Origin of the sequence: Psychrobacillus sp. NPDC096426 (assembly GCF_044762745.1) — a bacterium.
In the GTDB taxonomy this organism is placed as follows: domain Bacteria; phylum Bacillota; class Bacilli; order Bacillales_A; family Planococcaceae; genus Psychrobacillus.
This window is the reverse complement of record NZ_JBIWEX010000002.1, coordinates 1-22497: the sequence shown is the minus strand read 5'-3', so window position 1 is coordinate 22497 and position 22497 is coordinate 1. Positions and strand designations below refer to the sequence as shown.

Here is a 22497-nt window from a genome sequence, read left to right as displayed (position 1 = left end):
GGTATAAGTGACGAAGATTGAAATAAATATGTTTCATTGGAAAAATCATGCTATTATATTATGGAGAATAGAGGGGTGGATTTAGTGGCGAAAAAAGTGAAAGAAGTAGAAGATTATATAACGCATTTATATGTCCATGTAAATGATATAGAGCATTTTGTGTTGTTTAGTGGTATTTCTGTTCACCAGTTTTTACGACAGTTCTCGGATTTGTCCGCTCTTTTATTGCTAAAACATCAATACGAAGAAGCCTCGTTTAATATTCATACCCAATTAGAGTTTGTTGTGCACGGTCAATATAATCGCTTTTTAAAGGATTTTACAGAAAGACCAACTGCTTTATGTTTATTAGATTTTACCGACGAACGTAAGTTAAACATGTTATCCCCTCAAGAGCAAGCGGAGTTGTTGTATATCGCACATAAGAAAGAGACATTGCGTTTGCCGTTTTATCATCATCTTCAAAATAGGTTTGTTTATTTAACGGATGAGGGAGAACAAATAACGAAAATTTATTTCCGCGATACAGAAGACTTTAAACAGCTAGTAGCTAGTGTTTTCAATCAACAAATAAGTGAAAAAGCAAAATCTACCGCTTTTTGGAGAAAAAAGAACAACATTGATTTGCCTGAATTGACGAAGGAGAAAGTTGGAGCATATGCCGACTATTACGAGGACGGCGTGTTAATGTCTTTATGTAAAATGGGCAAAACCAATTATGGAATTGAAATTCGAAGTTTGCCTGAGAACATCTTTCCAGATGAGGTACTAAGCGATTTAAAACATCATTTAGAAAAGCCAGTTGAATCTTTAATAGAACTTTAATGTTTATTTAACCGCTTTTGCAACGTTCAGTTGCAAAGGCGTTTATTTTCTTATAGGAAATTATAAGGTACGCCACTATTTAGATATAATGCGTCTAAAAAGTTTTATTAGGTTACCGCTAGGATTTCCGCTGCAGGGCGGACGCTTTCCGCGGGGTGAGCGATGAACCATCACCGCCGCATACGCGTACGTTGTGATGGTTCATCTGTCTCACTCATCCCGCTGGAGTCGCCGCCCTTCCGCTCCAATCCACTATTTCCTGAAAATAAAATCCAATAAATGGCTGAACGAGACAAATCTACTGCGAACGCGACAAACTAGCCTTCGAACACGACAAAGACTACCCGAGCGCGACAAAAAGACCGCTCAACACGACAAACCCGAAGATCCTATCATGAAGATGCAATGTCCCTATTATGCTAACCCTGCATCTTTAATCTCGTTAGACCATTTGGTTTTAATTATTTTTTAAACCTCCTTGTGCTAAAATGGGTGAATGTAAAAGAACAGAGGTGTTTATAAGTGGCTTGGTTATTTTTAATCATCGCAGGATTGACTGAAGTCGTCTGGGCAATCGGCCTTAAGGAAGCAAATGGTTTCACTGAGCTAGTACCTTCAATCATTACGATTATCTTTTTAATCGTGAGTTTTTTCTTATTTGCTAAAGCAATGAAGACGATTCCGATAGGAACGGCATATGCTATTTTTACGGGGATCGGTGCTGCTGGTACTGTGATTGTAGGAATTGTTTGGTTTCAGGAAGCGGTTAGCTTTGGTAAGTTATTCTTTTTATGTGTATTACTCTTTGGCATCATTGGGTTAAAGTTAGTGGATGATGAAGAGGAGGGTGCGTAATGGCGTGGATTGTATTAATAGTTGCAGGTATATTTGAAGTAGCATTCGTGGTCAATATGAAGCTTTCGGATGGGTTTCAAAATATGAAATACACAATTTTCACCATTATTTCGGCTTGTTTAAGCTTTTTCCTATTATCACTAGCTTTGAAGGATATTTCGGTAGGAACTGGTTATGCAGTGTGGACGGGAATTGGAGCAGCTGGAAGTGTCTTAATAGGCATGTACTTTTTTCATGAGAAGAAAAGTTGGAAAAAATTATTGTTTTTAAGTTGTATTATTTTTGGTGTGGTAGGCTTGAAATTATTCGGATAAATATTCATCTAATTATGCTGTCCGTGATAAAATAGTATTATCCCAAAACGTGGAGGTTATTTACAAATGAAAATAAAATTAGGCTTACTTTACGGTGGTAAATCTGCTGAGCATGAAGTGTCTTTACTTACAGCAAGAGCAGTAACACAAGCGATAAATTTTGATAAATATGAAGTATATCCAATATATATTACAAAAACTGGTGAATGGAGAAAAGGGAGTGTTTTGGCAGGTCCAGCTGAAACCGTTGAAACACTTAAGTTTGGAGAAGCAGCTAGCAAACCAAATAATATTTCAAGTTTCTTACCAATAGAAGGAAATGACTTGGATGTTATTTTTCCACTTCTACATGGACCAAATGGAGAAGATGGTACGGTGCAAGGTCTACTAGAAGTGTTGAATTTACCGTATGTCGGAAATGGAGTGCTCGCGTCTGCTGCAGGGATGGATAAAGTAGTGATGAAGCAACTTTTTGAAGTAGCAGGATTATCCCAAGTTCCATACGTACACTTCATTCGTAAAGTATGGAGAAGTAATCAAGAAGCTCTTCTTCAACAAATGGAAGAAAGCTTAAAATGGCCATTATTTGTCAAGCCAGCTAATCTTGGATCGAGTGTAGGGATTACAAAAGCAGCGAACAGAGAAGACCTAATTAAAGCAGTAGAATTAGCTTTCAAATACGATCGTAAAATTATTGTAGAACAAGGAATCGTCGCGCGCGAATTAGAGATGAGTGTGCTGGGCAATGATAATCCGAGATGCTCTATAGCGGGGGAAGTATTGCCGACGAAAGACTTTTATGATTACGAAGCAAAATACGAAGACGGTACGACGAACTATGCGATTCCTGCAGTAGTCTCTGCTGAGTTATTGAAGAAAATGGAAGACGCAGCGATTCGTGCATTTAAAGTACTTGATTGTTCCGGGCTTGTTCGCGCAGACTTTTTTGTGACAGATAAAGAAGAGGTCATTATCAATGAAGTAAATACAATGCCAGGTTTCACGCCGATTAGTATGTATCCGAAGCTTTGGATGGAATCCGGTTTGACTTATCCTGGATTAATCGAGGAACTAATCACACTTGCACTAGAACGTTTCGAAGAAAAGCAACAGCTTGAGCATTCAAAGGACGGAGAGTGAGCAAGTTGAAGAAAAGTTTAGCAGAAATCGCAAACTGGTTAGGGGAAGATGTATCCCTTGAAAATAATCCACTTGTAACAGGTGTTTCGATTAATACTAGAACGTTGCAGCCCGGCGATTTATTTATCCCATTCCGTGGGGAAAATGTAAATGGGCACCGCTTTGTGCAAGATGCTTTTGATAAAGGAGCAGCTGCGTCCCTTTGGTTAAAAGATGAACCGAATCCACCAAAGGACGTTCCGCTTTTATTTGTTGACAGTGGCGAAAAAGCACTTCAGCAAATGGCGGTAGCGTACCGCGAAGAATTGAACGCTACATTTATCGGAATTACAGGGTCGAATGGAAAAACGTCTACGAAGGATTTAGTAGCTGGCATCCTTTCTCCGTATTTCCGTGTGAAAAAGACGGAAGGTAATTTTAACAATGAACTTGGATTGCCTTTAACCATTCTTGCCCTCGAAGAAGATACGGAATTTGCTGTATTAGAAATGGGTATGAGTTCATTTGGCGAAATAGAGTTTCTATCAAAGCTCGCAAAACCAATGTATGCAGTAATTACAAATATTGGCGAAGCGCATATGCAAGATCTTGGCTCACGCGAAGGAATTGCAAAAGCAAAATTTGAAATTATTGCAGGCTTACAGGAGAAAGGGAAACTTTTTTATGATGGCGATGAGCCTTTACTTCGCCCGTTTGTAGAAAATGTCCCTTCCCTACAATCAATATCTTTTGGTACAGAGGAAGCTAATGATCTGCGTATTGCAGAAGTGTCATTTACCGAACAAGGTAGTAAGTTCCTTACAGAAGGCTTGATAACTGAAGAGATGTCTATTCCAATACTTGGAGAGCATCAAGTGAAAAACACGTTGGCTGCTTTATTGATCGCTAAAGAAGTGGGGCTGACAGCTGAGCAAATGCGTGTGGCTTTAAACGAAATCGTTTTAACTGACATGCGTATGCAAGTAATGGAATCGAAAAATGGGGCGATTTTCATCAATGATGCTTATAATGCGGCACCGACATCAATGAAAGCAGCCATTTCTTTTGTAGAAAAGTCGACGATTAAATCAGAAAAATGGCTCGTACTTGGAGATATGTTGGAACTCGGTGTAAACGAAAAGCAATATCATGAAGATATGAGCGCATGTATCTCGGATAAAGTGTTTACAGGTGTTTGTTTATTCGGACCGAGAATGGAATGGCTTTACAAACAACTAGTAGCTCAATTTAACGATGAACAACTAATTTGGGTTGAAAATGAGCATGAACAAATCATTTCTTTTTTAAATGAAAAAATAAATGAAGAGTCCATTGTATTAGTAAAAGGCTCACGTGGAATGCAGTTAGAACGAATCATTGAACCTTTCCAAAAATAAAAACAGAAAGGGGTAGGGCAATATGAAAACAGGCGTCCTTTGTATTCACGGTTTTACTGGTGGACCATATGAGGTGCAGCCATTCGTGGAATTTTTACAGGAAAGGACAGACTGGACAATTATTGTCCCTACACTTCCTGGCCATGGAGAACGCTTAAGCCTCAAAAACGTAACTGCGGAAAATTGGTTGATGGCAGCAGAACTAGCGCTAAGAGAACTTCTAAAAGAAGTGGACAAGGTTTACATAGTTGGATTTTCAATGGGTGGGATCATTGCGATGTACTTAGCAATGCGGTATCCAATTTCCAAGCTTATTTTATTGAGTGCAGCAGCTAAATATATTTATCCTACACAGCTCTTGCAAGATATTAAAGAAATGGCAAAAGAAGCAGTGGAAGGAAAACTAGAGGATAATATATTGTACAAGCGATACAGTTCTAAATTGAAAAAAACACCGATTCGTGCAACGCTCGAATTTGTCCGATTAGTACGTATAGTCGAACCATATTACGGCCACATTAAAATACCAGTCTGTTTAGTCCAAGGTAAAAAAGATGGTATTGTTCCTTATACAACTGCTGAATTTTTATTCGACCAAATTGGCTCAGAACAAAAAGAGCTTATCTTTTCTGAAACAGGAAAACACCATATTTGTTATTGTGAGGATTGCGAAGACTGGTTTGATCGAGCGTTAAGATTTTTATGCGAAAAAGGAGCGGATGATTAAACTAATAATTATAACAGTAGCTATTTCGTTGCAACTAATAATAAGGCATGCTATACTACGTTTAGAGCAATGGATACATTTTGTGTGAAGACTCTTCAGTATTTGATGAAGAGTACTTTTTTTTGAACATAACGGTTTGTTGAAGTAGTAGGATAAGATCACTCATTAACAAACCGCTCGGCAAAAGACCGGGCTTTCCCTTTATAAAAGACCCCTCTGAACTGTAAAAACCACAGAGAATTTTAAGTAACGGAAACGTTCCTCGTATAGGCTCGAATTTGCCGCAATTTCATCTGAAAATGTAACCATTTGTCAAAACACAAGAAAAAGGAGATTAAAATTTTGACAAATTTTTCAGAATTAAATATTAGCGCTTCTACATTAAAATCCGTTCAACGTATGGGATTTGAAGAAGCTACCCCAATCCAAGAAGGTACTATTACACATGCTATGGGTGGACGTGACGTTATCGGTCAAGCACAGACTGGTACTGGTAAAACTGCTGCTTTTGGTATCCCTATGATTGAGAAAATCGATACAAAAAACCCTAATATCCAATCACTTATTATCGCTCCAACTCGTGAACTTGCAATCCAAGTTTCGGAAGAGCTTTATAAATTAGGTTACGACAAAAAGGTTCGTCTTTTATCTGTATATGGTGGTCAAGAAATTGGTCGTCAAATCCGTGCACTTAAAAACAAACCTCAAGTAATCGTTGGTACACCTGGTCGTATTCTTGACCACATCAATCGTCGTACGTTAAAACTTGATCAAGTTCAAACACTTATTCTAGACGAAGCTGATGAAATGCTTAACATGGGATTCATTGAAGATATCAACAAAATTTTAGAAAGCGTTCCTCCAGAGCGTCAAACATTATTGTTCTCAGCTACAATGCCGGGACCAATTCGTAAAATTGCTGAAAAATTCATGAAAGATCCAGTAGAAGTAAAAATCAAGTCTAAAGAAATGACTGTTGAAAACATTGAACAGTTTTACGTAAAAGCGCATGAGCGTGAGAAATTCGATGTTTTATCAAGAATCTTAAACGTACACCAACCTGAGCTTGCAATTGTCTTCGGTCGTACAAAACGTCGTGTTGACGAATTAGCTCAAGCACTAAGCATTCGTGGTTACTTAGCGGAAGGAATTCACGGAGATTTAAGCCAAGCGAAACGTATGTCTGTATTGAAACAATTCAAATCAAATAAAATCGATATCCTTGTTGCAACAGATGTGGCAGCACGTGGATTAGATATTTCTGGTGTAACTCATGTATATAACTTTGATATACCACAAGATCCTGAAAGCTATGTTCACCGTATCGGTCGTACAGGCCGTGCAGGGAAAAATGGTGTCGCTGTAACATTCGTAACACCAAGAGAAATGGGTTACTTACGTATTGTAGAAGACACTACGAAAAAACGTATGACAGCTCTTACTCCACCAAGTTCTGATGAAGCGTTAATCGGTCAGCAACGTGTTGCGATTGAAAATTTATCAGAAATCGTGAAAAAGAATGATTTAGGCGATTACCGTACATTAGCTTCAGAAATGCTTGAAAAATTTGAAGCAATAGACGTAATTGCTGCAGCTATTAAATCGATGACAAAAGAACCAGATGCTACACCAATCGCACTATCTGAAGAGCGTCCACTACCTGCTCGCAGAGAGCGTAGCGGCGGTGGATCTCGTTCCGGCGGTGGTTACAAAGGTAACCGTAGCGGCGGACGTAGCTCATCTAGTCGTGGAGGAAGCGATCGCGGATCTTCACGTTCAGGCGGCGGTTCCCGTCCAAGTGCTGGACGTCGTAGCAGTGGTCCACGTGATGGCTCTACACAACGTAGTACTAGAACTCGTTCACCACGTAACGAAGGTTAAAACAATATTTGTTTATAAGATGAATCTCGCATTTCGATGCGGATTCATCTTTTTTTTCTTTCTTGGAATTTTGAAACATTTTCCCTCTAAAATCGTATACAATACAAGGAAAGAGGTGTTGAAAATGAGAGCAGAGCCAACTAATCGAATATCTAAAAAAGGACTACGTGTATGGCAAATCTATGGTATTTTCCAAACACTCATTGCATTGCTACTCGGTATAGGAGTGTGGATAATAAACCTGTTTACCGGCGAGTTCATTTGGCTGTACATAGTAGATGTAGTAATTGTACTAATAATTGCGTATTTATTAATTTATTTGTTTCCAAAAGTTAGGTGGATGAGATGGAGATATGAAGTAAGAGAACAAGAAATAGAACTTCAGCACGGTTTATTCGTTGTAAAACGGACATTAGTACCAATGGTTCGTGTACAACATGTAGACACGGAACAAGGACCCATACTACGAAAATATGATTTAGCATCTATTACAATCTCTACAGCAGCTACGAATCACACGATACCCGCACTAATTACCGCAGAAGCGGATGAACTACGTGGTAGAATTTCCGTACTTGCAAGGGTGGCGGAAGATGATGTCTAAAGAAAAATACAAACTACATCCTATTTCTGCAGTTATAAATTTTGTCAAAGTATTAAAAGAAATGATTATCCCATTTATTGTTGTAATTGTAGTGAATGGTTTTGGAGGAAGTGAGGGTTCTGGAGATTGGTCCTCTTATATTATCAATGGCATTTACGGAATTATTCTAATCTTTTTATTGATTAGTGGCATTATTAAATGGAAACGGTTCAGATATTGGTTTGAAGAAGAGGAGCTTCGGATTGAATACGGTTTGTTCGTAAAGAAAAAGAGATATATCCCTTTTGAACGAATACAAAGCTTGAATTATACGGAAGGCATCTTCCACAGACCATTTGGATTAGTAAAAGTGAAGGTGGAAACAGCTGGCGGTGGGGCGACAAAGGAAGCGGACGCAGAGTTGACGGCCATTACAAAAGCGGCAGCGGAACAGATTAAACAAGAAATGCTAAGAGCGAAAAATAAACTTTCAGAGGAATTAGATGAGTCGATCGAAGTACAACCACTAGTAAAAGAGGAAAGAAGAGCAATTTTTAAAATGTCCGGAAAAGACTTGTTTGTGCTTGCAAGTACTTCCGGAGGAGTAGGCGTGTTTTTCTCAGGGCTAGCTGTTTTTGCTTCTCAATTTTCAAATGTAATTCCGTATGGAGCGATTTATGAAGAAATAGTTGTGTTCATTCGTTTTGGAGCACTTATTGTGGTGTTAGCTGTTTTTGTTGTATTGTTAATCGCTTGGATCGTTTCCGTCGTACTTACGTTTATTAATTACTACGAATTTACGATTACAGTAGAAGACGAAGAGATTATTATTACGAGGGGATTATTAGAAAAGAAAAAAATAACGATTCCACTATCCCGAATCCAAGGGGTACAAGTAGTTGAAAATCCACTACGCCAGCTAATAGGTTATGCAACCGTAATTGTTGATAGTGCTGGAGGTTCTTTAGCGGAGAAAGATGAAAAGATCCGCATACTTCCACTTATAAAAAAGACAGAGATAACGCCAATTTTACATCAAATATTTCCTGAACTTCCATTTAATCCAGAGCTTACAAAAATACCGAAAAGGTCAAGAAAGTTTTTTTATCGTTTAGATTATGTATGGATGATTCCAGTTGCGTTAGCAGTTAGCTACTTTTTTTATCCTTTTGGATTATTCTCGCTACTATTATTCCCATTAAGTTATGGTCTTGGTGTGTGGCAACAAAAAACAGCAGGCTATTATTTGAATGAAAGTCAGCTAGTTATACAATATCGCCTGTTTAGTAAAGTGACGGTATGGATGGAGAAAAGAAGAATTCAATCCATGACGCAACGCACTACTCTTTTTCAAAAAAGGGCAAACGTTTCGTCTATAATTACAACGATTAAATCTGGTGTGACGGGAGCATCTACGACAATCCCGCATATCGAAAAAGCAGATGCAGAGATGTTATTAAATTGGTACGAACCACAACGAAAAACGACTATAGAAAAAGAACAGCCCATAGGTTAAGGCTGTTCTTTTTTACACTTCGGGAAATTATTAAGTATTAGGGATAATGCGTTTTAGCAAGTTGAACAAAGTGTCCGCTTGGAGCGTAAATTCCTTGCGAACACTTAAAAGAGCCTCATAAAAGGCAGATTATACATAAAGAACATTTATGTTTCTTACTTCACTGATTTAAGCCTACTTTTACGTTTTCTCCACGCAGCAATTCTTTTAGGGTGAAAATAAATAATCCCGAAGACAAAACCGGTGATGAGACCTGCGATATGAGCAGTAGCATTAATATGCGGTTGAAGAAATGTCATAATAACGCCTATAACGATAATAGGAACAATGATTTGCTTTAGCTGTGGCATGAAATTTCTCGTATAATAAACTAAAGCTCCAAAGGCACCAAGTATACCGTAAATTGCTCCACTAGCACCTACACTTACATAATTCCAATCATGTATTAAATACGTAGCAATATTGCCGACTAAACCAGATAACAAATAAATGGTTAAGAAACGAGCCTTACCTGCAATTTGTTCCAGTTCGGGTCCGAATAGAAAGAGAGAAAACATATTGAATAACAGATGAAAAAAAGTCGCGTGTAAAAACATCGGGGTAACCAAACGCCAATATTCACCTTCGCTAATAAGTAAGTTAAAATGAACGCCCCGGGAGTATATTGCATCTCCGAGAATAGGGATATTTGTTAAAATATAAATAGCAATGTTTAAAGCAAGTAAAGTAGAAACGACCGGATAGAATTGCATGTATTGTTTAAAATTTTCTGTTCTTGTAAACATTATTTCACCTCAAGTTTTCTACTATTAGTATAGCCTGTATACTCTACATTTGAAAAGGAGAAACGCTCATGATTACTGGAATAGGTTTAGATATAACTGAATTAGTAAGAATAAAAAAAATCAAAGAAAAAACAAGTAAATTTGAAGCGCGTATTTTAACGACCAAAGAAATATCGCAGATGCAGAAGTTATCGACTTCACGACAAATAGAATTTTTAGCGGGTCGATTTGCAGCAAAAGAAGCATTTTCTAAAGCGTTAGGAACTGGAATAGGAAAAGAATGTAGCTTTCATGATATTGAAATTATCAAAGAAAATAACGGGAAACCAAGTCTATATTTTAAAGGAAACCAAGTAAATGGCTTCGTCTCCATTACTCACACAAAAGAATATGCAGCTGCTCAAGTAATTCTACAATCATAACCGGTCGTCCAACTACATACAATGAACGAACGCAGTGATAATAGAAAGGATGGACTGATTGAAAAGCCGAGTGGCTAAAGCGATGTTTGTATTAGTAATGATGATCTTGGTACTATCTGCATGTGGGACAGCGTCAAAAGAAGATGTATTGAAAAAACTGACTAATAAGTGGGTGGACGCAAAAGGATATGAGTTAACTGCGGAGATGAGTATTCTGACTGGTCAAGAGCCTAGAGTGTATGACGTGGTAGTTTGGCATACAAAGCCTGATTTTTACCGAGTTAAAGTATCAGATAAGAATGCTGAAAATACGCAAATGATTGTACGCAATACAGAGGGAGTTTTTGTTGTAACACCAGCGCTTAACAAAACGTATAAGTTTCAAAGTAACTGGCCAGCGGAAAATAGCCAAGCTTATTTAATAGGTTCTCTAGCGCAAGATATTAAAAAAGATAAATCTTCTACATTTAAAGAAGAAGGAAATAACTATGTATTTGAAACGAAAACTTCGAACAATCATAAAAACATGCTGCCAACTCAAAGAATTTACATTGACAAAAAGACTTTATTACCAAAAGACGTTGCGATATTAAATGAAAATAAGGAAGAACAAATTCATATTAAGTTCAAACAAGTTTCTCTTGGTAAAACGCATGCAGCAGGAGAATATAAAATTGATCAAACACCAACAGGGAAAGTGGAAGCGGGTACAGTAGAAGCGTCGGCAGAAATGGAAAATAAAGAATTTGAAACACATTATCCAATGATTAAATGGGATGGTGTTCACTTAATCGATGAAAAAGAGATGAAAGTGGAAGACGATAAACGAGTTATCTTAACATTTAGTGGTGAAAAAGAATTTACGATTATTCAGCAACTTAGTGATCCAAGTATATCTTCTACAATCCCAGTATTTGCACCAGGTGACCCTGTAGATTTAGGGGTAGCTGTTGGGGCGATAACGGCTCAATCCCTTACTTGGGAACAAGATGGTATGTCATTCTTCATCGCATCCACGTCTTTAACTAAAGAAGAAATGATTGAAGTAGCCTCATCTATGACGATAGCTGGAATGAAGTAATTGATATTTGACGACTTCTTCTCACTAGTAGGATAATTAGAGAAACAAACGGAAAAAGAGGGAAGTCCAATGCATCAGCCATACTACCGTCCAACAACTATCCAAGTAAATTTACAAGCAATCCATTCTAATATTAAGCGCTTAAAAGAAAGACTTCCACAACATACGAATATAATAGCTGTTGTAAAAGCAAATGCATACGGGCACGGTGCCATTGAAGTCACAAAAGCTGCATTACAAGCAGGTGCTACTCAATTAGCCGTTGCTTCTCCGGAGGAAGCTTTGCAGTTAAGAGATGCAGGAATTACTGCTGATATACTTGTTCTCGGAGCTTCTCCGGTTTCCTTTTTACCAATTGCATCAGAACGCAACATTACTTTAACAGCATATTCGTTTGAGTGGTTATTTGCTACACATCATTTTACAAAACCTTTTAAAGTCCATTTGAAAATTGACAGTGGGATGGGCCGAATTGGCATTGTAGAAGAGGAAGAATTACTTAAAGCCCTTGCTTTTATTCGAGAAAGAAAGTGGATAGAAGTAACAGGTGTGTATACCCACTTTTCGACAGCAGACGAAAAAGACGAGAATCATTTAAAGAAACAAATTACAGAATTCGAGCGGATGCTTCATTTATTTGAACAACGACCAGCAATTATACACACTTCCAATAGTGCTGCTACACTAAGAATTCCTAGTCAACATTGGGATGCTGTGCGTTTTGGAATCTCGATGTATGGAATTGCACCATCCCCTTGGATAGAAGAAAATCTTCCATTTCCATTGGAAAGAGCACTATCGCTACATACCGAAGTAGTGCATGTGAAGAAAGTGAAAAAAGGTGCTACGATTGGCTACGGTGCAGCATATACAGCTCTATCGGATGAATGGATTGCAACGCTTCCGATTGGTTATGCAGATGGATTGTTGCGAAAGTTGCATAACCAATTCGTTTTAATAAAGGGAAAAAGAATGCCGATCGTAGGAAAGATTTGCATGGATCAGTGTATGGTCCGACTTGATGAACAAGTGAATATTGGTGAAAAAGTAGTGTTGCTAGGGAAACAAATGAATGAAGAGATTAGAATTGAAGAATGGGCAAACGCTTTGCAGACAATACCATATGAAATTTGCTGCACATTTTCCAATAGAATCCCTAGATTATATAGTGAATAACTCTTCGACAAAACTCGAACTTAATGCATGATTTGTCTAACCATTTCTTATAATGTCTTTTATTATGCCTCTAGTAATGGTAAGATTAAGTATATTGTCATAAAGGGAAATGTTTTGTCGGAGGTGTTTGCTGTGGTAAGTGGAAAAAAGAAAAAGGAAGCAGTTATAGAGCTTCCAAAGCAAATAGTTAATGAAGGAGTAAAGATTGTTAAACAATCATTAGCTACTAGTGAAAATATTGTTCGTGTCCAAGCAAATGAATACATTAAGAAAGGCCAGGCAAATCTTATAAGAGAAGCGATGATGAAAGGTTATGTTGAAATGTCTCATATAAATTTATCCATAAGTTCGGAATGTTTACATGCAGAATATGAAGCGCAACATACGACAGAGCGACTCGTAAGTGGAGGATGAAAACTTGATCGTAAAACGTGGGGACGTTTTTTTTGCAGATTTATCACCTGTAATCGGGTCTGAGCAAGGTGGAACCAGACCCGTTTTGGTGATACAAAATGATATAGGAAATCGATTCAGTCCTACTGTTATCATTGCAGCAATTACCGCGCAGATTCAAAAAGCAAAATTACCAACACATGTGGAAATCAATGCGAAACAGTATGATTTTGAACGAGATTCGGTTATATTGCTAGAACAATTGCGTACGATAGACAAATCTAGGCTTACAGATAAAATCACACATTTGGATGAAGACGTCATGTGTGAAGTTGATCATGCATTAGGTATTAGCTTAGGAATTGTAAAATTTTAATACATAGACAAAACGCAATGTGTAGCCGACAAATACGCATTGTGTTTTTTATTTTTCGTTTAAAAGATGTAAAATAACCCACTTTTCGTTAGAATATAATTACGAATATTTAAAATAAGAGAGGTAATATACAATATGGATAAACAAATTGCAAGTTACATCCAAGCAAATATTGATAAAATTTTAGAAAGATGGAAAGTGAGAATGGAGGACGATCAGGACGATCGATTCTTTCAAATCATGTCTGATCAAGTAATTGATACTACCGTTCGCGAATTTGGAGAACTGATGGTTTCTAGTTTGACCGCAAGTGAAGAAACCTACGATGAGAAGCTGAAGGATTTTTCTGTACAAATTGTTCGTTATGGCTGGTCGGTTACTTTTGTATTAAGAGCACTTACCAATTTCACGGAAGTAATCTATGAGGAAATGGAAGAAGCGGGATCGTTAAATGAAAGTAATTATAAATCATTTAGAGAAATATTGACAAATTGGATTACACCGCTTAATCATAGTGTGGTAGATGCATATTCAAAAGTATGGGAGAAGACTGTGAGCCTACAAAAGATTGCTTTGCAAGAATTGTCAGCATCCCTTATTCCTATATTTGATAAAATTTCGGTCATGCCATTAGTAGGTACGATTGACACGGAACGTGCAAAGCTCATTATGGAAAACTTACTTCAAGGTGTTGTGAAGCATCGTGCAGAGGTTGTATTGCTTGATATTACTGGTGTTCCGGTTGTAGATACAATGGTTGCTCATCATATTATTCAAGCGGCGGACGCTGTTCGTTTAGTAGGTGCTAAATGTATGCTAGTCGGAATTCGTCCAGAAATAGCCCAAACAATAGTAACCCTCGGTATAAATTTGACTGATTTTACGACGACAAGTACGTTACAAAGAGGAATGGAGCAAGCTCTAGCCTTAACAAATCGAGCGATTGTAGAGGTGAACGTAAAATGATAACAAGAATTCCGATTTTAAAACTAAGAGATTGTTTAATCGTCTCCATCCAATGGGAATTAGATGATCAAACAGCGCTAGCATTTCAAGAGGATTTACTGGCGAAATTGCATACAACTGCAGCAAGGGGAGTAGTACTTGATTTGACTCCAATTGACTTTATTGATTCGTTCATCGCAAAAGTACTTGGAGATGTCATTAATATGTCCGGTTTGATGGGGGCAAAAGTAGTGATTACAGGTATTCAGCCTGCTGTTGCTATCACATTGATCGAACTTGGTATTAGACTAGAAAACGTTGTAACAGCACTAGATTTAGAAAATGGATTGGAAAAATTAGAACGAGAATTGGAGGACTAATCCATTATGAACTTAAGGTCTTCTGTTGATATTATCACGGAGTGGGACATCGTTGCTGCTAGGCAGCTTGGAAGAAACGAAGCTAGGGATGTGGGTTTCGGTACAGTTGACCAAGCTAGAATTACAACAGCGATTAGTGAACTTGCTCGTAATATTTATTTATATGCAGGAAAAGGAACCATAGAAATAAAACAAATTACAGAAGGCAATCTTAAAGGATTAATAGTTATTGCATCTGACAAAGGACCGGGGATAGCAGATGTTCGGAAAGTGATGGAAGATGGATTTACAACATCTGGTGGATTAGGAGCTGGACTCCCTGGCGTAAAGCGGCTCATGGATGACTTTAAGATTGAAACAAGTTTAGGAGAAGGTACGGTGATAAGTGCAACAAAGTGGATGAGGTAAGGAGGGTAAATAATGCAGGAATTTAAAAAGCAATATAAACGAATTTTAGAACAGTATATATTAAAACAGACGGAACATAATTTGTATGAAGGTCAAAATATTAGTAGGCAACTTATTCAGAAGAATATCTCTCCTGAGGAAGTAATTAGTATACATAAGGCATCGTTAGAAGAGATTATGTCTGATTTAGATGGCGATGTACGGCATTCTTTTGATTTACTCATTGAAGTGATGGTTCGTTATGGATTGGCACTTAAAGAGCATCAGACTTTGATTCAAAAACAGCAAAATATGAAGATGGAAATGGAACTTGCTGCGAATGTGCAACAAACATTGTTAAAAACAAAAGTACCGGCAGTAACAGATTTGGACATCGGTATTATTACAGTTCCGGCAAAAGAAATGAACGGAGATTATACACATTTTTTGCATGATAACACACATGTAGGTATAGCAGTAGCAGATGTTATTGGAAAAGGTATTCCTGCTGCACTATGTATGTCCATGATCAAATATGGAATGGACAGTTTGGACGGTGCAGAAACAAATCCAGTAATTGTTTTAGATGTGATCAACCGTATCGTGGAGAAAAGTGTAAGCGACTCTATGTTTATTTCCATGTTTTACGGGAAATATGATACATCGAAAAGTGAATTTACGTATGCTTCGGCTGGACATGAACCGCCACTTTTTTACTGCTCGGAATCATCTAGTTTTTCCGAGTTACAAGCAAAAGGTTTACTATTAGGCGTTGTTCCAAATGTAAAATATGAACAACATTCCATCATACTAAACAAAGGTGATTTTGTTGTAATGATGACGGACGGAGTAACAGAATGTCGTTCAAAAGAGGGCTTTATTGAACAAAAAACCATCATGAATATTATTGAAAGTGTTAGAGATCAATCTGCTCAAGAAATGGTAGAGTATGTGTTTCATAAGTTAGAGGAATTACAAGACTTTGAACAACGCGACGATTTCACCCTTGTGATTTTCAAGAAAGTATAGTCTTTTTACGTAAAAATGTTTAACTTTAGTTGAATTGTGGTATTAAAACACTATATAGATAAACGGGGGATAAAATACATGAATATTTCAGTTGAACTACAACAAAATGACTTACTAAAAATTAACGGAATCATAAAAGGAGAAATTGATGCCTTTACAGCACCATTTTTAAGAGAAAAACTAACAGAGATTGACTTAAAAGAAAATCTTCAAGTAATCATAGACTTAACGGATGTATCTTATATGGATAGTACAGGTTTAGGAGTATTTGTTGGTTTTTATAAAAGTATAAATGCATCAAATGGTCATATGGAGTTAGTTGGGCTTTCATCTCGTTTGAAACGATTGTTTGATATTACTGGGTTAGGGGAAATAATGGATATTCAAGCGAGCAATGGAGAGGTGAAAATAGATGAAACCGTTTGATTATGTTGAAATTCGTATACCTGCGAAGCCGCAATATGTAAGTGTAGCTCGTTTAACAATTTCTGGTTTAGCAAATCGTATTGGATTTACATATGACGATATAGAAGACCTAAAAATAGCTGCGAGCGAAGCAATCACAAATGCAGTCCAACATGCTTATGCAGAGGGTGAAGACGGCGAGGTTGTAATTGGGTGCGCATTGTACGAAGGAAAAATGGAAATCATGGTAGCGGATCATGGAAAGAGCTTTGATTTCGAAGAAACAAAAGCGCAAGTTGGACCTTATAATGAATTGGAGGAAGTATCCTTTTTAAGAGAAGGTGGCCTTGGATTATACTTAATCGAGACATTAATGGACGAAGTAAAAGTCCACCAACAGGAAGGCGTAACTGTATTTATGACGAAGTATGTCGGAATAGAGCAGGTGGATGGTAATGTCAAACACATCTCTTCCTAAAAAAGAATCCAAGGAAAAAATTCTTGAATGGATAAGTGAATACCAAAAGACTGAGAGTGAAGAAGCCCAGACCAATTTAGTCTTAAATTATACGAGATTGGTTGAGTCTATCTCGAGAAAGTATTCAAATGGAAAATCCCATCATGAGGATATTGTGCAAGTTGGGATGGTAGGGCTGCTTGGTGCAATACGTAGATATGATCCGGCATTCGGCAAAAATTTTGAAGCATTCGCTATTCCAACAATCATAGGGGAGATTAAACGTTTTCTTCGAGACAAAACGTGGGCAGTGCACGTACCAAGGAGAATAAAAGAACTTGGACCTCGAATTAGGGTTGCAGTGGAAACATTAACAATCGAATTCCAACGCTCTCCTTTAGTTCCGGAAATTGCCGAATACTTAAATGTAGAAGTAGAAGATGTATTAGAAGCAATGGAAATGGGAAAAAGTTATCAAGCATTATCAATGGATCACTCACTTGAATCAGATTCAGACGGAAGTACGATTACGTTATTTGATGTAATTGGAAAAGCGGATAGGGAATTTGAAAAGACCGATCAGCGTTTACTTGTAGCTAACGCTCTTGGCGTGTTATCTGAACGTGAAAAGGAAGTAATTCAACTTACATACATGGAGCAACTGAGCCAAAAAGAAGCAGGAGATCGACTTGGGATTTCTCAAATGCACGTTTCGAGAATACAGCGAAAAGCGATTAAAAAATTGCAAGAGGCAATATTAGCGTCAGGTGGAGTAGTAAAGTGAAAAATCTTTCAGATGAAAAAGTAGATTTGTTAGTATTTCAAGAAGCCAAGCCGGGTAATTTAGAGTCTGGAGATGCTTACTATGTATCTAAAAATGAGAACTTCATGCTGTGCGCCATTGCAGATGGCTTAGGAAATGGACCTATTGCTAAAGAATCTGCGGATATCATTCCAGAAATATTGGAGAAATATCCCGAAGAAACGTTAGATGAATTATTATTACGATGTAACGAACGAATGGTCCAGAAGAGAGGCGCAGCTGTCGCAATCGTAAAAATAGATTACAAACTCCAAACTATCTCCTACAGCTGTATAGGGAACATCAAATTTTATATGTACCAAAAGGAAACGGATAAAATGTTATATCCCCTACCAGTAATGGGCTATTTATCAGGGAGGAAACAAAAGGTAAAAACACAAACTTATGCATGTAAGAAGAATGATTTATTCTTATTACATTCTGATGGCGTGAATATGAAAAGTCCCAAAAACATAATTAAAAACGCACCTAATGCTAAATGTCTTTATCATTCTGTATTGAAAACAATTGAACATGGCGATGACGCTACATTTATAGTAGGAAGCTTACTCTAGAAAGCATTAGAGTAAGCTTTTTATGTTAAAATGAACTTTATAAGGAAAGGGTGTGTTTGTTTTTGGAAAATAAGAAAATGCTCCAGCTCGTTTCTAAAGAAACAGGCGTAAAATCATCACAAGCGGAACAAGTTATCAAATTATTAGAAGAAGGAAATACAGTTCCTTTTATCGCACGTTATCGAAAAGAACAAACAGGATCGTTAGATGAAGTTCAAATAAAAGCAATTGAAGATCGCTACAATTACATACAACAGTTAGAACAGCGAAAAGAAGAAGTGACTCGACTTATTGAGGAACAAGGGAAACTGACAGAAGAGTTGAGTGTAGCTATCCAAAATGCAACGGTTCTGCAACGAGTAGAAGATTTATATCGTCCTTTCAAGCAAAAACGTAGAACAAAAGCGACGATTGCCAAAGAAAAAGGACTAGAACCGCTTGCAAGCTTATTGATGACTTTTCCAAAAGAGTCTCTAGCTGTTTTAGCAGAAGGATTTTTGAATGAAGAACTAGAAGTGCTTACAATAGAAGAAGCCTTACAAGGGGCAAGAGACATTCTAGCAGAGCAATTTGCGGATGACGCAAAAATACGAGAGCAAATCCGTAATATCTCAAGAGCAGATGGAATGGTTCATAGTGCGGTGAAAAAAGCTGAACTAGACGAGAAAGACGTGTTCGAAATGTATTACGAATACCAGGAACCAGTGAAAAAGATCGTGCCTCATCGTATTTTAGCGCTTAACCGTGGAGAAAAAGAGGATGTACTAAAAGTAAGTATTCAAGTTCCAATAAATAAGGTAACGACCGTCATGCAAACAGAATGGATACCTACTCATTCATCAAGTGATGCGATAGAACATGTAAAGCTAGCAATAGAGGACTCGTACAAACGCTTAATACAACCTTCTGTAGAGCGTGAAATCCGAACGGAACTTACAGAAAAAGCAGAAGCACAAGCAATTCATATTTTCTCGGAAAACTTACGAAACCTTTTATTGCAACAACCTTTAAAAGGAAAAGTAGTTCTTGGAGTCGATCCTGCGTACCGCACAGGATGTAAATTAGCGGTAGTTGATGACACAGGTAAACTGCTAGAGGTTTCTGCAATATATCCACATGCACCAAAAATGGATGTAGAAGGATCGAAAAAGAAAGTTCTTTCTTATATTAAGAAGTATCCAATTTCGTTAATCGCTATTGGGAACGGTACTGCCTCTCGTGAAACAGAGCAATTTATAGTAGATTGTCTGAAAGAAGTAGATGGTGACATTGCATACGTTATTGTCAATGAAGCAGGGGCAAGTGTATATTCTGCATCTGAAACAGCAAGACATGAGTTTCCTGATTTACAAGTAGAGCAACGAAGTGCAGTATCGATTGCAAGAAGATTACAAGACCCACTAGCAGAACTAGTAAAAATAGATCCAAAAGCGGTAGGGGTAGGCCAATACCAACATGACGTATCGCAGAAAAAATTATCCGAGTCGCTCTCTTTTATAGTAGAAACTGCCGTTAACCAAGTAGGAGTAAACGTAAATACTGCATCTGCATCCCTTTTGCAATATGTTTCGGGGTTATCCAAAACTGTTGCAGAAAACGTAGTGAATTTACGAAACGAACAAGGAAGATTTACATCAAGAGCACAGTTAAAGAAAATCCCACGTCTAGGTGCGAAAACATATGAACAAGCAATCGGATTTTTACGAGTACCAGATGCAAAAAATCCATTCGACGCAACAGGAATTCACCCGGAAAGTTATAAGGCAGCAGAACAAGTTTTAGCGATAGCAGGGCTAAAAAAAGAACAGATCGGTTCAAAGGAAGCGGAAGAGGCTTTAAAGAGCATTTCTCTAGGAGAAGTAAGTAAAGAATTAGAAATTGGCGAAATCACTTTAAAAGATATCGTCGACACATTGGTCAAACCAGCACGTGATCCGCGAGAAGCTTTCCCACAACCTATTTTGAAAACGGACGTACTTAAATTGGAAGATCTAAAAGCAGGAATGGAGCTCCAAGGAACTGTTCGTAACGTAGTTGACTTTGGGGCCTTCGTCGATGTCGGTGTCAAACAAGATGGACTTGTTCATATTTCCAAATTGAAAAAAGGTTTTGTGAAACACCCACTAGATGTTGTCTCATTAGGAGATATAGTAACAGTATGGGTAGATCAGTTTGATGCAAATAAAGGAAGAATCGCACTTACAATGCTTCCTCCAGAGCAACAGGTGTGATAAATGAAAAGTTGTCCAGTGCTAAGTCGTTGGACAACTTCTTTTTAATGGGAGTGAGTAGAATGACAGATGAAAAATTGACTGAATTAGTTTGTAGTGTATCAAAAGAAGTTTTTAGGAAAGGCTTTCGCCATGAAGCTTATTTCAATAAACGTCTTCGCACTACAGGTGGGAGATATATGTTAAGAACACACCATATAGAAATTAATCCCCTTGTCTTTGAAAAGCACGGAATGGATGAATTAATCGGGGTAATCAAGCATGAGCTTTGTCATTATCATTTACATATAGAAGGAAAAGGTTACAAACATCGAGATGCAGATTTTAGAGAGCTTTTAAAAAGGACTAATTCTCCAAGGTTTTGCTCCACTCTTGTGGAACGTAATGAGCGCGTAAGGAGTAAAAACTATACTTATCAATGTACAAAATGCTCCTTGTTATATAATCGGAAAATTCGTTTAAATACACGCAAATATAGATGTGGCAAGTGTTTGGGAGACCTCATTTTAGTATCTTCAAAAAAACTTAAATAAATTTCATAAAAGTAGTTGACGTTTCGCAAAAGGCTCTTTATAATAGAAAAAGTCGAGAAGAACAAAACGACAAAAATTATTCCGAAGTAGCTCAGTGGTAGAGCAATCGGCTGTTAACCGATTGGTCGTAGGTTCGAGTCCTACCTTCGGAGCCATTTATATGGCCCCTTGGTCAAGCGGTTAAGACACCGCCCTTTCACGGCGGTAACACGGGTTCGAATCCCGTAGGGGTCATTTCAATTTTATATTTCCAAGGTCCCGTGGTGTAGCGGTTAACATGCCTGCCTGTCACGCAGGAGATCGCCGGTTCGATCCCGGTCGGGACCGCCATGTTGGGGTATAGCCAAGCGGTAAGGCAACGGATTTTGATTCCGTCATGCCCTGGTTCGAATCCAGGTACCCCAGCCACTTTTATTGCGAGCCATTAGCTCAGTTGGTAGAGCATCTGACTTTTAATCAGAGGGTCGAAGGTTCGAGTCCTTCATGGCTCATCAATTTGTTGTTGACAAACTTTGTTGATGAGAGTATACTAAGTCTTGTCCTAATTAATAACTACGCGGTCGTGGCGGAACGGCAGACGCGCTAGGTTGAGGGCCTAGTGGGGGATAACCCCGTGGAGGTTCAAGTCCTCTCGGCCGCACCAAAGCACATAATGCGCCCGTAGCTCAATTGGATAGAGCGTCTGACTACGGATCAGAAGGTTGTGGGTTCGACTCCTGCCGGGCGCGCCAAAAAAACAACAACATTTGAATTTTATATATGCGGGTGTAGTTTAGTGGTAAAACCTCAGCCTTCCAAGCTGATGATGAGAGTTCGATTCTCTTCACCCGCTCCATTAATTAAAACCATGAACATTGAAAACTGAACATGCAAAACGTTAAGACATATAGCTTGAAAGACTAGCTTTAGTTAGTCCGACAGCAAAACAATTTTGACATCATTTAATGATGATGCCAGCAAAACAAAATGAGCTTTTTAAGTTCTCTATTATGGAGAGTTTGATCCTGGCTCAGGACGAACGCTGGCGGCGTGCCTAATACATGCAAGTCGAGCGAATGATGAAGAAGCTTGCTTCTTCTGATTTAGCGGCGGACGGGTGAGTAACACGTGGGCAACCTGCCCTGTAGATTGGGATAACTCCGGGAAACCGGGGCTAATACCGAATAATCCATTTCTTCACATGAAGGAATGTTAAAAGACGGCATCTCGCTGTCACTACAGGATGGGCCCGCGGCGCATTAGCTAGTTGGTGAGGTAACGGCTCACCAAGGCGACGATGCGTAGCCGACCTGAGAGGGTGATC

Annotated in this window: 25 protein-coding genes, 8 tRNA genes and 1 rRNA gene; 33 read left to right on the top strand and 1 reads right to left on the bottom strand. The window is 38.2% G+C overall.

Annotation, left to right across the window (positions count from 1 at the left end):
• Positions 1-84 precede the first annotated feature (84 nt).
• From ACIQYS_RS02120 to ACIQYS_RS02080, 9 genes are all read left to right on the top strand, one after another.
• On the top strand, positions 85-825 hold the full coding sequence (locus ACIQYS_RS02120; RefSeq protein WP_402974159.1) for a hypothetical protein: 741 nt from the start codon (positions 85-87) through the stop codon (positions 823-825).
• A 522-nt stretch (positions 826-1347) separates the two neighbouring features.
• On the top strand, positions 1348-1680 hold the full coding sequence (locus tag ACIQYS_RS02115; RefSeq protein WP_402974156.1) for a DMT family transporter: 333 nt from the start codon (positions 1348-1350) through the stop codon (positions 1678-1680).
• A complete protein-coding gene (locus ACIQYS_RS02110) occupies positions 1680-1994 on the top strand; it encodes a DMT family transporter (RefSeq protein WP_402974153.1) in 315 nt (104 codons plus the stop codon). The genes ACIQYS_RS02115 and ACIQYS_RS02110 overlap by 1 nt, the downstream gene beginning before the upstream one ends.
• Before the next feature lie 66 nt (positions 1995-2060).
• On the top strand, positions 2061-3134 hold the full coding sequence (locus ACIQYS_RS02105) for a D-alanine--D-alanine ligase (RefSeq protein ID WP_402974151.1): 1074 nt from the start codon (positions 2061-2063) through the stop codon (positions 3132-3134).
• A gap of 5 nt (positions 3135-3139) precedes the next feature.
• Positions 3140-4510, top strand: a complete 1371-nt coding sequence (locus tag ACIQYS_RS02100; protein ID WP_402974148.1) for a UDP-N-acetylmuramoyl-tripeptide--D-alanyl-D-alanine ligase — start codon at positions 3140-3142, stop codon at positions 4508-4510.
• 22 nt (positions 4511-4532) lie between these two features.
• Entirely contained in the window at positions 4533-5237 is a 705-nt protein-coding gene (locus tag ACIQYS_RS02095; RefSeq protein ID WP_402974145.1) for an alpha/beta hydrolase, read from the top strand.
• 342 nt (positions 5238-5579) lie between these two features.
• Positions 5580-7118 (top strand): degradosome RNA helicase CshA, encoded by a 1539-nt coding sequence (gene cshA, locus ACIQYS_RS02090; RefSeq protein WP_402974142.1) that lies wholly within the window; start codon positions 5580-5582, stop codon positions 7116-7118.
• Between the two features lie 124 nt (positions 7119-7242).
• Positions 7243-7722, top strand: coding sequence for a PH domain-containing protein (locus ACIQYS_RS02085; protein WP_402974139.1), 480 nt, complete (start codon positions 7243-7245; stop codon positions 7720-7722).
• On the top strand, positions 7715-9217 hold the full coding sequence (locus ACIQYS_RS02080) for a PH domain-containing protein (protein WP_402974137.1): 1503 nt from the start codon (positions 7715-7717) through the stop codon (positions 9215-9217). Before ACIQYS_RS02085 ends, ACIQYS_RS02080 begins: the two co-directional genes overlap by 8 nt.
• Before the next feature lie 155 nt (positions 9218-9372).
• Here the strand turns inward: ACIQYS_RS02080 and ACIQYS_RS02075 are convergent, their stop codons facing one another.
• On the bottom strand, positions 9373-10002 hold the full coding sequence (locus ACIQYS_RS02075; protein WP_402974134.1) for a rhomboid family intramembrane serine protease: 630 nt from the start codon (positions 10000-10002) through the stop codon (positions 9373-9375).
• Positions 10003-10070: 68 nt separating this feature from the next.
• Between ACIQYS_RS02075 and acpS the strand changes: the two genes are divergently transcribed.
• The 24 genes from acpS to ACIQYS_RS01955 form a co-directional block, all read left to right on the top strand.
• Positions 10071-10424, top strand: a complete 354-nt coding sequence (gene acpS / locus ACIQYS_RS02070) for a holo-ACP synthase (RefSeq protein WP_402974132.1) — start codon at positions 10071-10073, stop codon at positions 10422-10424.
• 58 nt (positions 10425-10482) lie between these two features.
• Positions 10483-11505: a LolA family protein gene (locus ACIQYS_RS02065; RefSeq protein WP_402974129.1), complete on the top strand. Its 1023-nt coding sequence runs from the start codon at positions 10483-10485 to the stop codon at positions 11503-11505.
• Between the two features lie 69 nt (positions 11506-11574).
• Positions 11575-12681, top strand: coding sequence for an alanine racemase (gene alr, locus ACIQYS_RS02060; RefSeq protein ID WP_402974126.1), 1107 nt, complete (start codon positions 11575-11577; stop codon positions 12679-12681).
• A gap of 132 nt (positions 12682-12813) precedes the next feature.
• Positions 12814-13095, top strand: coding sequence for a transcriptional regulator (locus ACIQYS_RS02055; RefSeq protein ID WP_402974124.1), 282 nt, complete (start codon positions 12814-12816; stop codon positions 13093-13095).
• A gap of 4 nt (positions 13096-13099) precedes the next feature.
• Entirely contained in the window at positions 13100-13450 is a 351-nt protein-coding gene (locus tag ACIQYS_RS02050; RefSeq protein WP_093271851.1) for a type II toxin-antitoxin system PemK/MazF family toxin, read from the top strand.
• A 135-nt stretch (positions 13451-13585) separates the two neighbouring features.
• Complete coding sequence (locus ACIQYS_RS02045) at positions 13586-14416, top strand: STAS domain-containing protein (RefSeq protein WP_402974121.1); 831 nt, start codon at positions 13586-13588, stop codon at positions 14414-14416.
• Positions 14413-14775: an STAS domain-containing protein gene (locus ACIQYS_RS02040; RefSeq protein WP_402974119.1), complete on the top strand. Its 363-nt coding sequence runs from the start codon at positions 14413-14415 to the stop codon at positions 14773-14775. Before ACIQYS_RS02045 ends, ACIQYS_RS02040 begins: the two co-directional genes overlap by 4 nt.
• Positions 14776-14781: 6 nt before the next feature.
• Complete coding sequence (locus ACIQYS_RS02035) at positions 14782-15183, top strand: anti-sigma regulatory factor (protein ID WP_402974116.1); 402 nt, start codon at positions 14782-14784, stop codon at positions 15181-15183.
• A gap of 9 nt (positions 15184-15192) precedes the next feature.
• Positions 15193-16191, top strand: coding sequence for a PP2C family protein-serine/threonine phosphatase (locus ACIQYS_RS02030; protein ID WP_402974860.1), 999 nt, complete (start codon positions 15193-15195; stop codon positions 16189-16191).
• 78 nt (positions 16192-16269) lie between these two features.
• The gene (locus ACIQYS_RS02025) at positions 16270-16617 is read left to right on the top strand and encodes an anti-sigma factor antagonist (RefSeq protein WP_402974113.1); all 348 of its coding nucleotides are present in this window, start codon (positions 16270-16272) and stop codon (positions 16615-16617) included.
• Positions 16604-17074 carry an anti-sigma B factor RsbW gene (gene rsbW / locus ACIQYS_RS02020; RefSeq protein ID WP_402974110.1) on the top strand — a complete coding sequence of 157 codons (471 nt, stop codon included), beginning with the start codon at positions 16604-16606 and terminating at the stop codon, positions 17072-17074. Before ACIQYS_RS02025 ends, rsbW begins: the two co-directional genes overlap by 14 nt.
• The gene (gene sigB / locus ACIQYS_RS02015; protein WP_402974107.1) at positions 17052-17837 is read left to right on the top strand and encodes an RNA polymerase sigma factor SigB; all 786 of its coding nucleotides are present in this window, start codon (positions 17052-17054) and stop codon (positions 17835-17837) included. The genes rsbW and sigB overlap by 23 nt, the downstream gene beginning before the upstream one ends.
• Entirely contained in the window at positions 17834-18430 is a 597-nt protein-coding gene (locus tag ACIQYS_RS02010) for a PP2C family serine/threonine-protein phosphatase (RefSeq protein ID WP_402974104.1), read from the top strand. Before sigB ends, ACIQYS_RS02010 begins: the two co-directional genes overlap by 4 nt.
• Positions 18431-18492: 62 nt before the next feature.
• The gene (locus ACIQYS_RS02005; RefSeq protein ID WP_402974101.1) at positions 18493-20661 is read left to right on the top strand and encodes a Tex family protein; all 2169 of its coding nucleotides are present in this window, start codon (positions 18493-18495) and stop codon (positions 20659-20661) included.
• 62 nt (positions 20662-20723) lie between these two features.
• Entirely contained in the window at positions 20724-21194 is a 471-nt protein-coding gene (locus tag ACIQYS_RS02000) for a SprT family protein (protein ID WP_402974098.1), read from the top strand.
• An 80-nt stretch (positions 21195-21274) separates the two neighbouring features.
• Positions 21275-21349, top strand: a tRNA-Asn gene (locus tag ACIQYS_RS01995).
• 7 nt (positions 21350-21356) lie between these two features.
• Positions 21357-21428 (top strand) — tRNA-Glu (locus ACIQYS_RS01990).
• 20 nt (positions 21429-21448) lie between these two features.
• Positions 21449-21524 (top strand) — tRNA-Asp (locus tag ACIQYS_RS01985).
• 3 nt (positions 21525-21527) lie between these two features.
• A tRNA-Gln gene (locus tag ACIQYS_RS01980) sits at positions 21528-21602 on the top strand.
• A 10-nt stretch (positions 21603-21612) separates the two neighbouring features.
• Positions 21613-21685: transfer RNA gene (locus tag ACIQYS_RS01975), tRNA-Lys, on the top strand.
• A gap of 65 nt (positions 21686-21750) precedes the next feature.
• A tRNA-Leu gene (locus ACIQYS_RS01970) sits at positions 21751-21837 on the top strand.
• A gap of 11 nt (positions 21838-21848) precedes the next feature.
• Positions 21849-21925 (top strand) — tRNA-Arg (locus tag ACIQYS_RS01965).
• A 30-nt stretch (positions 21926-21955) separates the two neighbouring features.
• A tRNA-Gly gene (locus ACIQYS_RS01960) sits at positions 21956-22029 on the top strand.
• Positions 22030-22180: 151 nt separating this feature from the next.
• Positions 22181-22497 (top strand): 16S ribosomal RNA (locus tag ACIQYS_RS01955); the annotation flags it as partial.

What these genes read in the sequence shown, in the direction of transcription:
- ACIQYS_RS02110 (WP_402974153.1), top strand. Translation starts at nt 1,680, where the DNA reads ATGGCGTGGATTGTATTAATAGTTGCAGGTATATTTGAAGTAGCATTC.
- ACIQYS_RS02105 (WP_402974151.1), top strand. Translation starts at nt 2,061, where the DNA reads ATGAAAATAAAATTAGGCTTACTTTACGGTGGTAAATCTGCTGAGCAT.
- ACIQYS_RS02095 (WP_402974145.1), top strand. Translation starts at nt 4,533, where the DNA reads ATGAAAACAGGCGTCCTTTGTATTCACGGTTTTACTGGTGGACCATAT.
- ACIQYS_RS02085 (WP_402974139.1), top strand. Translation starts at nt 7,243, where the DNA reads ATGAGAGCAGAGCCAACTAATCGAATATCTAAAAAAGGACTACGTGTA.
- ACIQYS_RS02080 (WP_402974137.1), top strand. Translation starts at nt 7,715, where the DNA reads ATGTCTAAAGAAAAATACAAACTACATCCTATTTCTGCAGTTATAAAT.
- ACIQYS_RS02075 (WP_402974134.1), bottom strand. Translation starts at nt 10,002, where the DNA reads ATGTTTACAAGAACAGAAAATTTTAAACAATACATGCAATTCTATCCG.
- acpS (WP_402974132.1), top strand. Translation starts at nt 10,071, where the DNA reads ATGATTACTGGAATAGGTTTAGATATAACTGAATTAGTAAGAATAAAA.
- alr (WP_402974126.1), top strand. Translation starts at nt 11,575, where the DNA reads ATGCATCAGCCATACTACCGTCCAACAACTATCCAAGTAAATTTACAA.
- ACIQYS_RS02045 (WP_402974121.1), top strand. Translation starts at nt 13,586, where the DNA reads ATGGATAAACAAATTGCAAGTTACATCCAAGCAAATATTGATAAAATT.
- ACIQYS_RS02040 (WP_402974119.1), top strand. Translation starts at nt 14,413, where the DNA reads ATGATAACAAGAATTCCGATTTTAAAACTAAGAGATTGTTTAATCGTC.
- ACIQYS_RS02035 (WP_402974116.1), top strand. Translation starts at nt 14,782, where the DNA reads ATGAACTTAAGGTCTTCTGTTGATATTATCACGGAGTGGGACATCGTT.
- ACIQYS_RS02025 (WP_402974113.1), top strand. Translation starts at nt 16,270, where the DNA reads ATGAATATTTCAGTTGAACTACAACAAAATGACTTACTAAAAATTAAC.
- rsbW (WP_402974110.1), top strand. Translation starts at nt 16,604, where the DNA reads ATGAAACCGTTTGATTATGTTGAAATTCGTATACCTGCGAAGCCGCAA.
- sigB (WP_402974107.1), top strand. Translation starts at nt 17,052, where the DNA reads ATGTCAAACACATCTCTTCCTAAAAAAGAATCCAAGGAAAAAATTCTT.
- ACIQYS_RS02000 (WP_402974098.1), top strand. Translation starts at nt 20,724, where the DNA reads ATGACAGATGAAAAATTGACTGAATTAGTTTGTAGTGTATCAAAAGAA.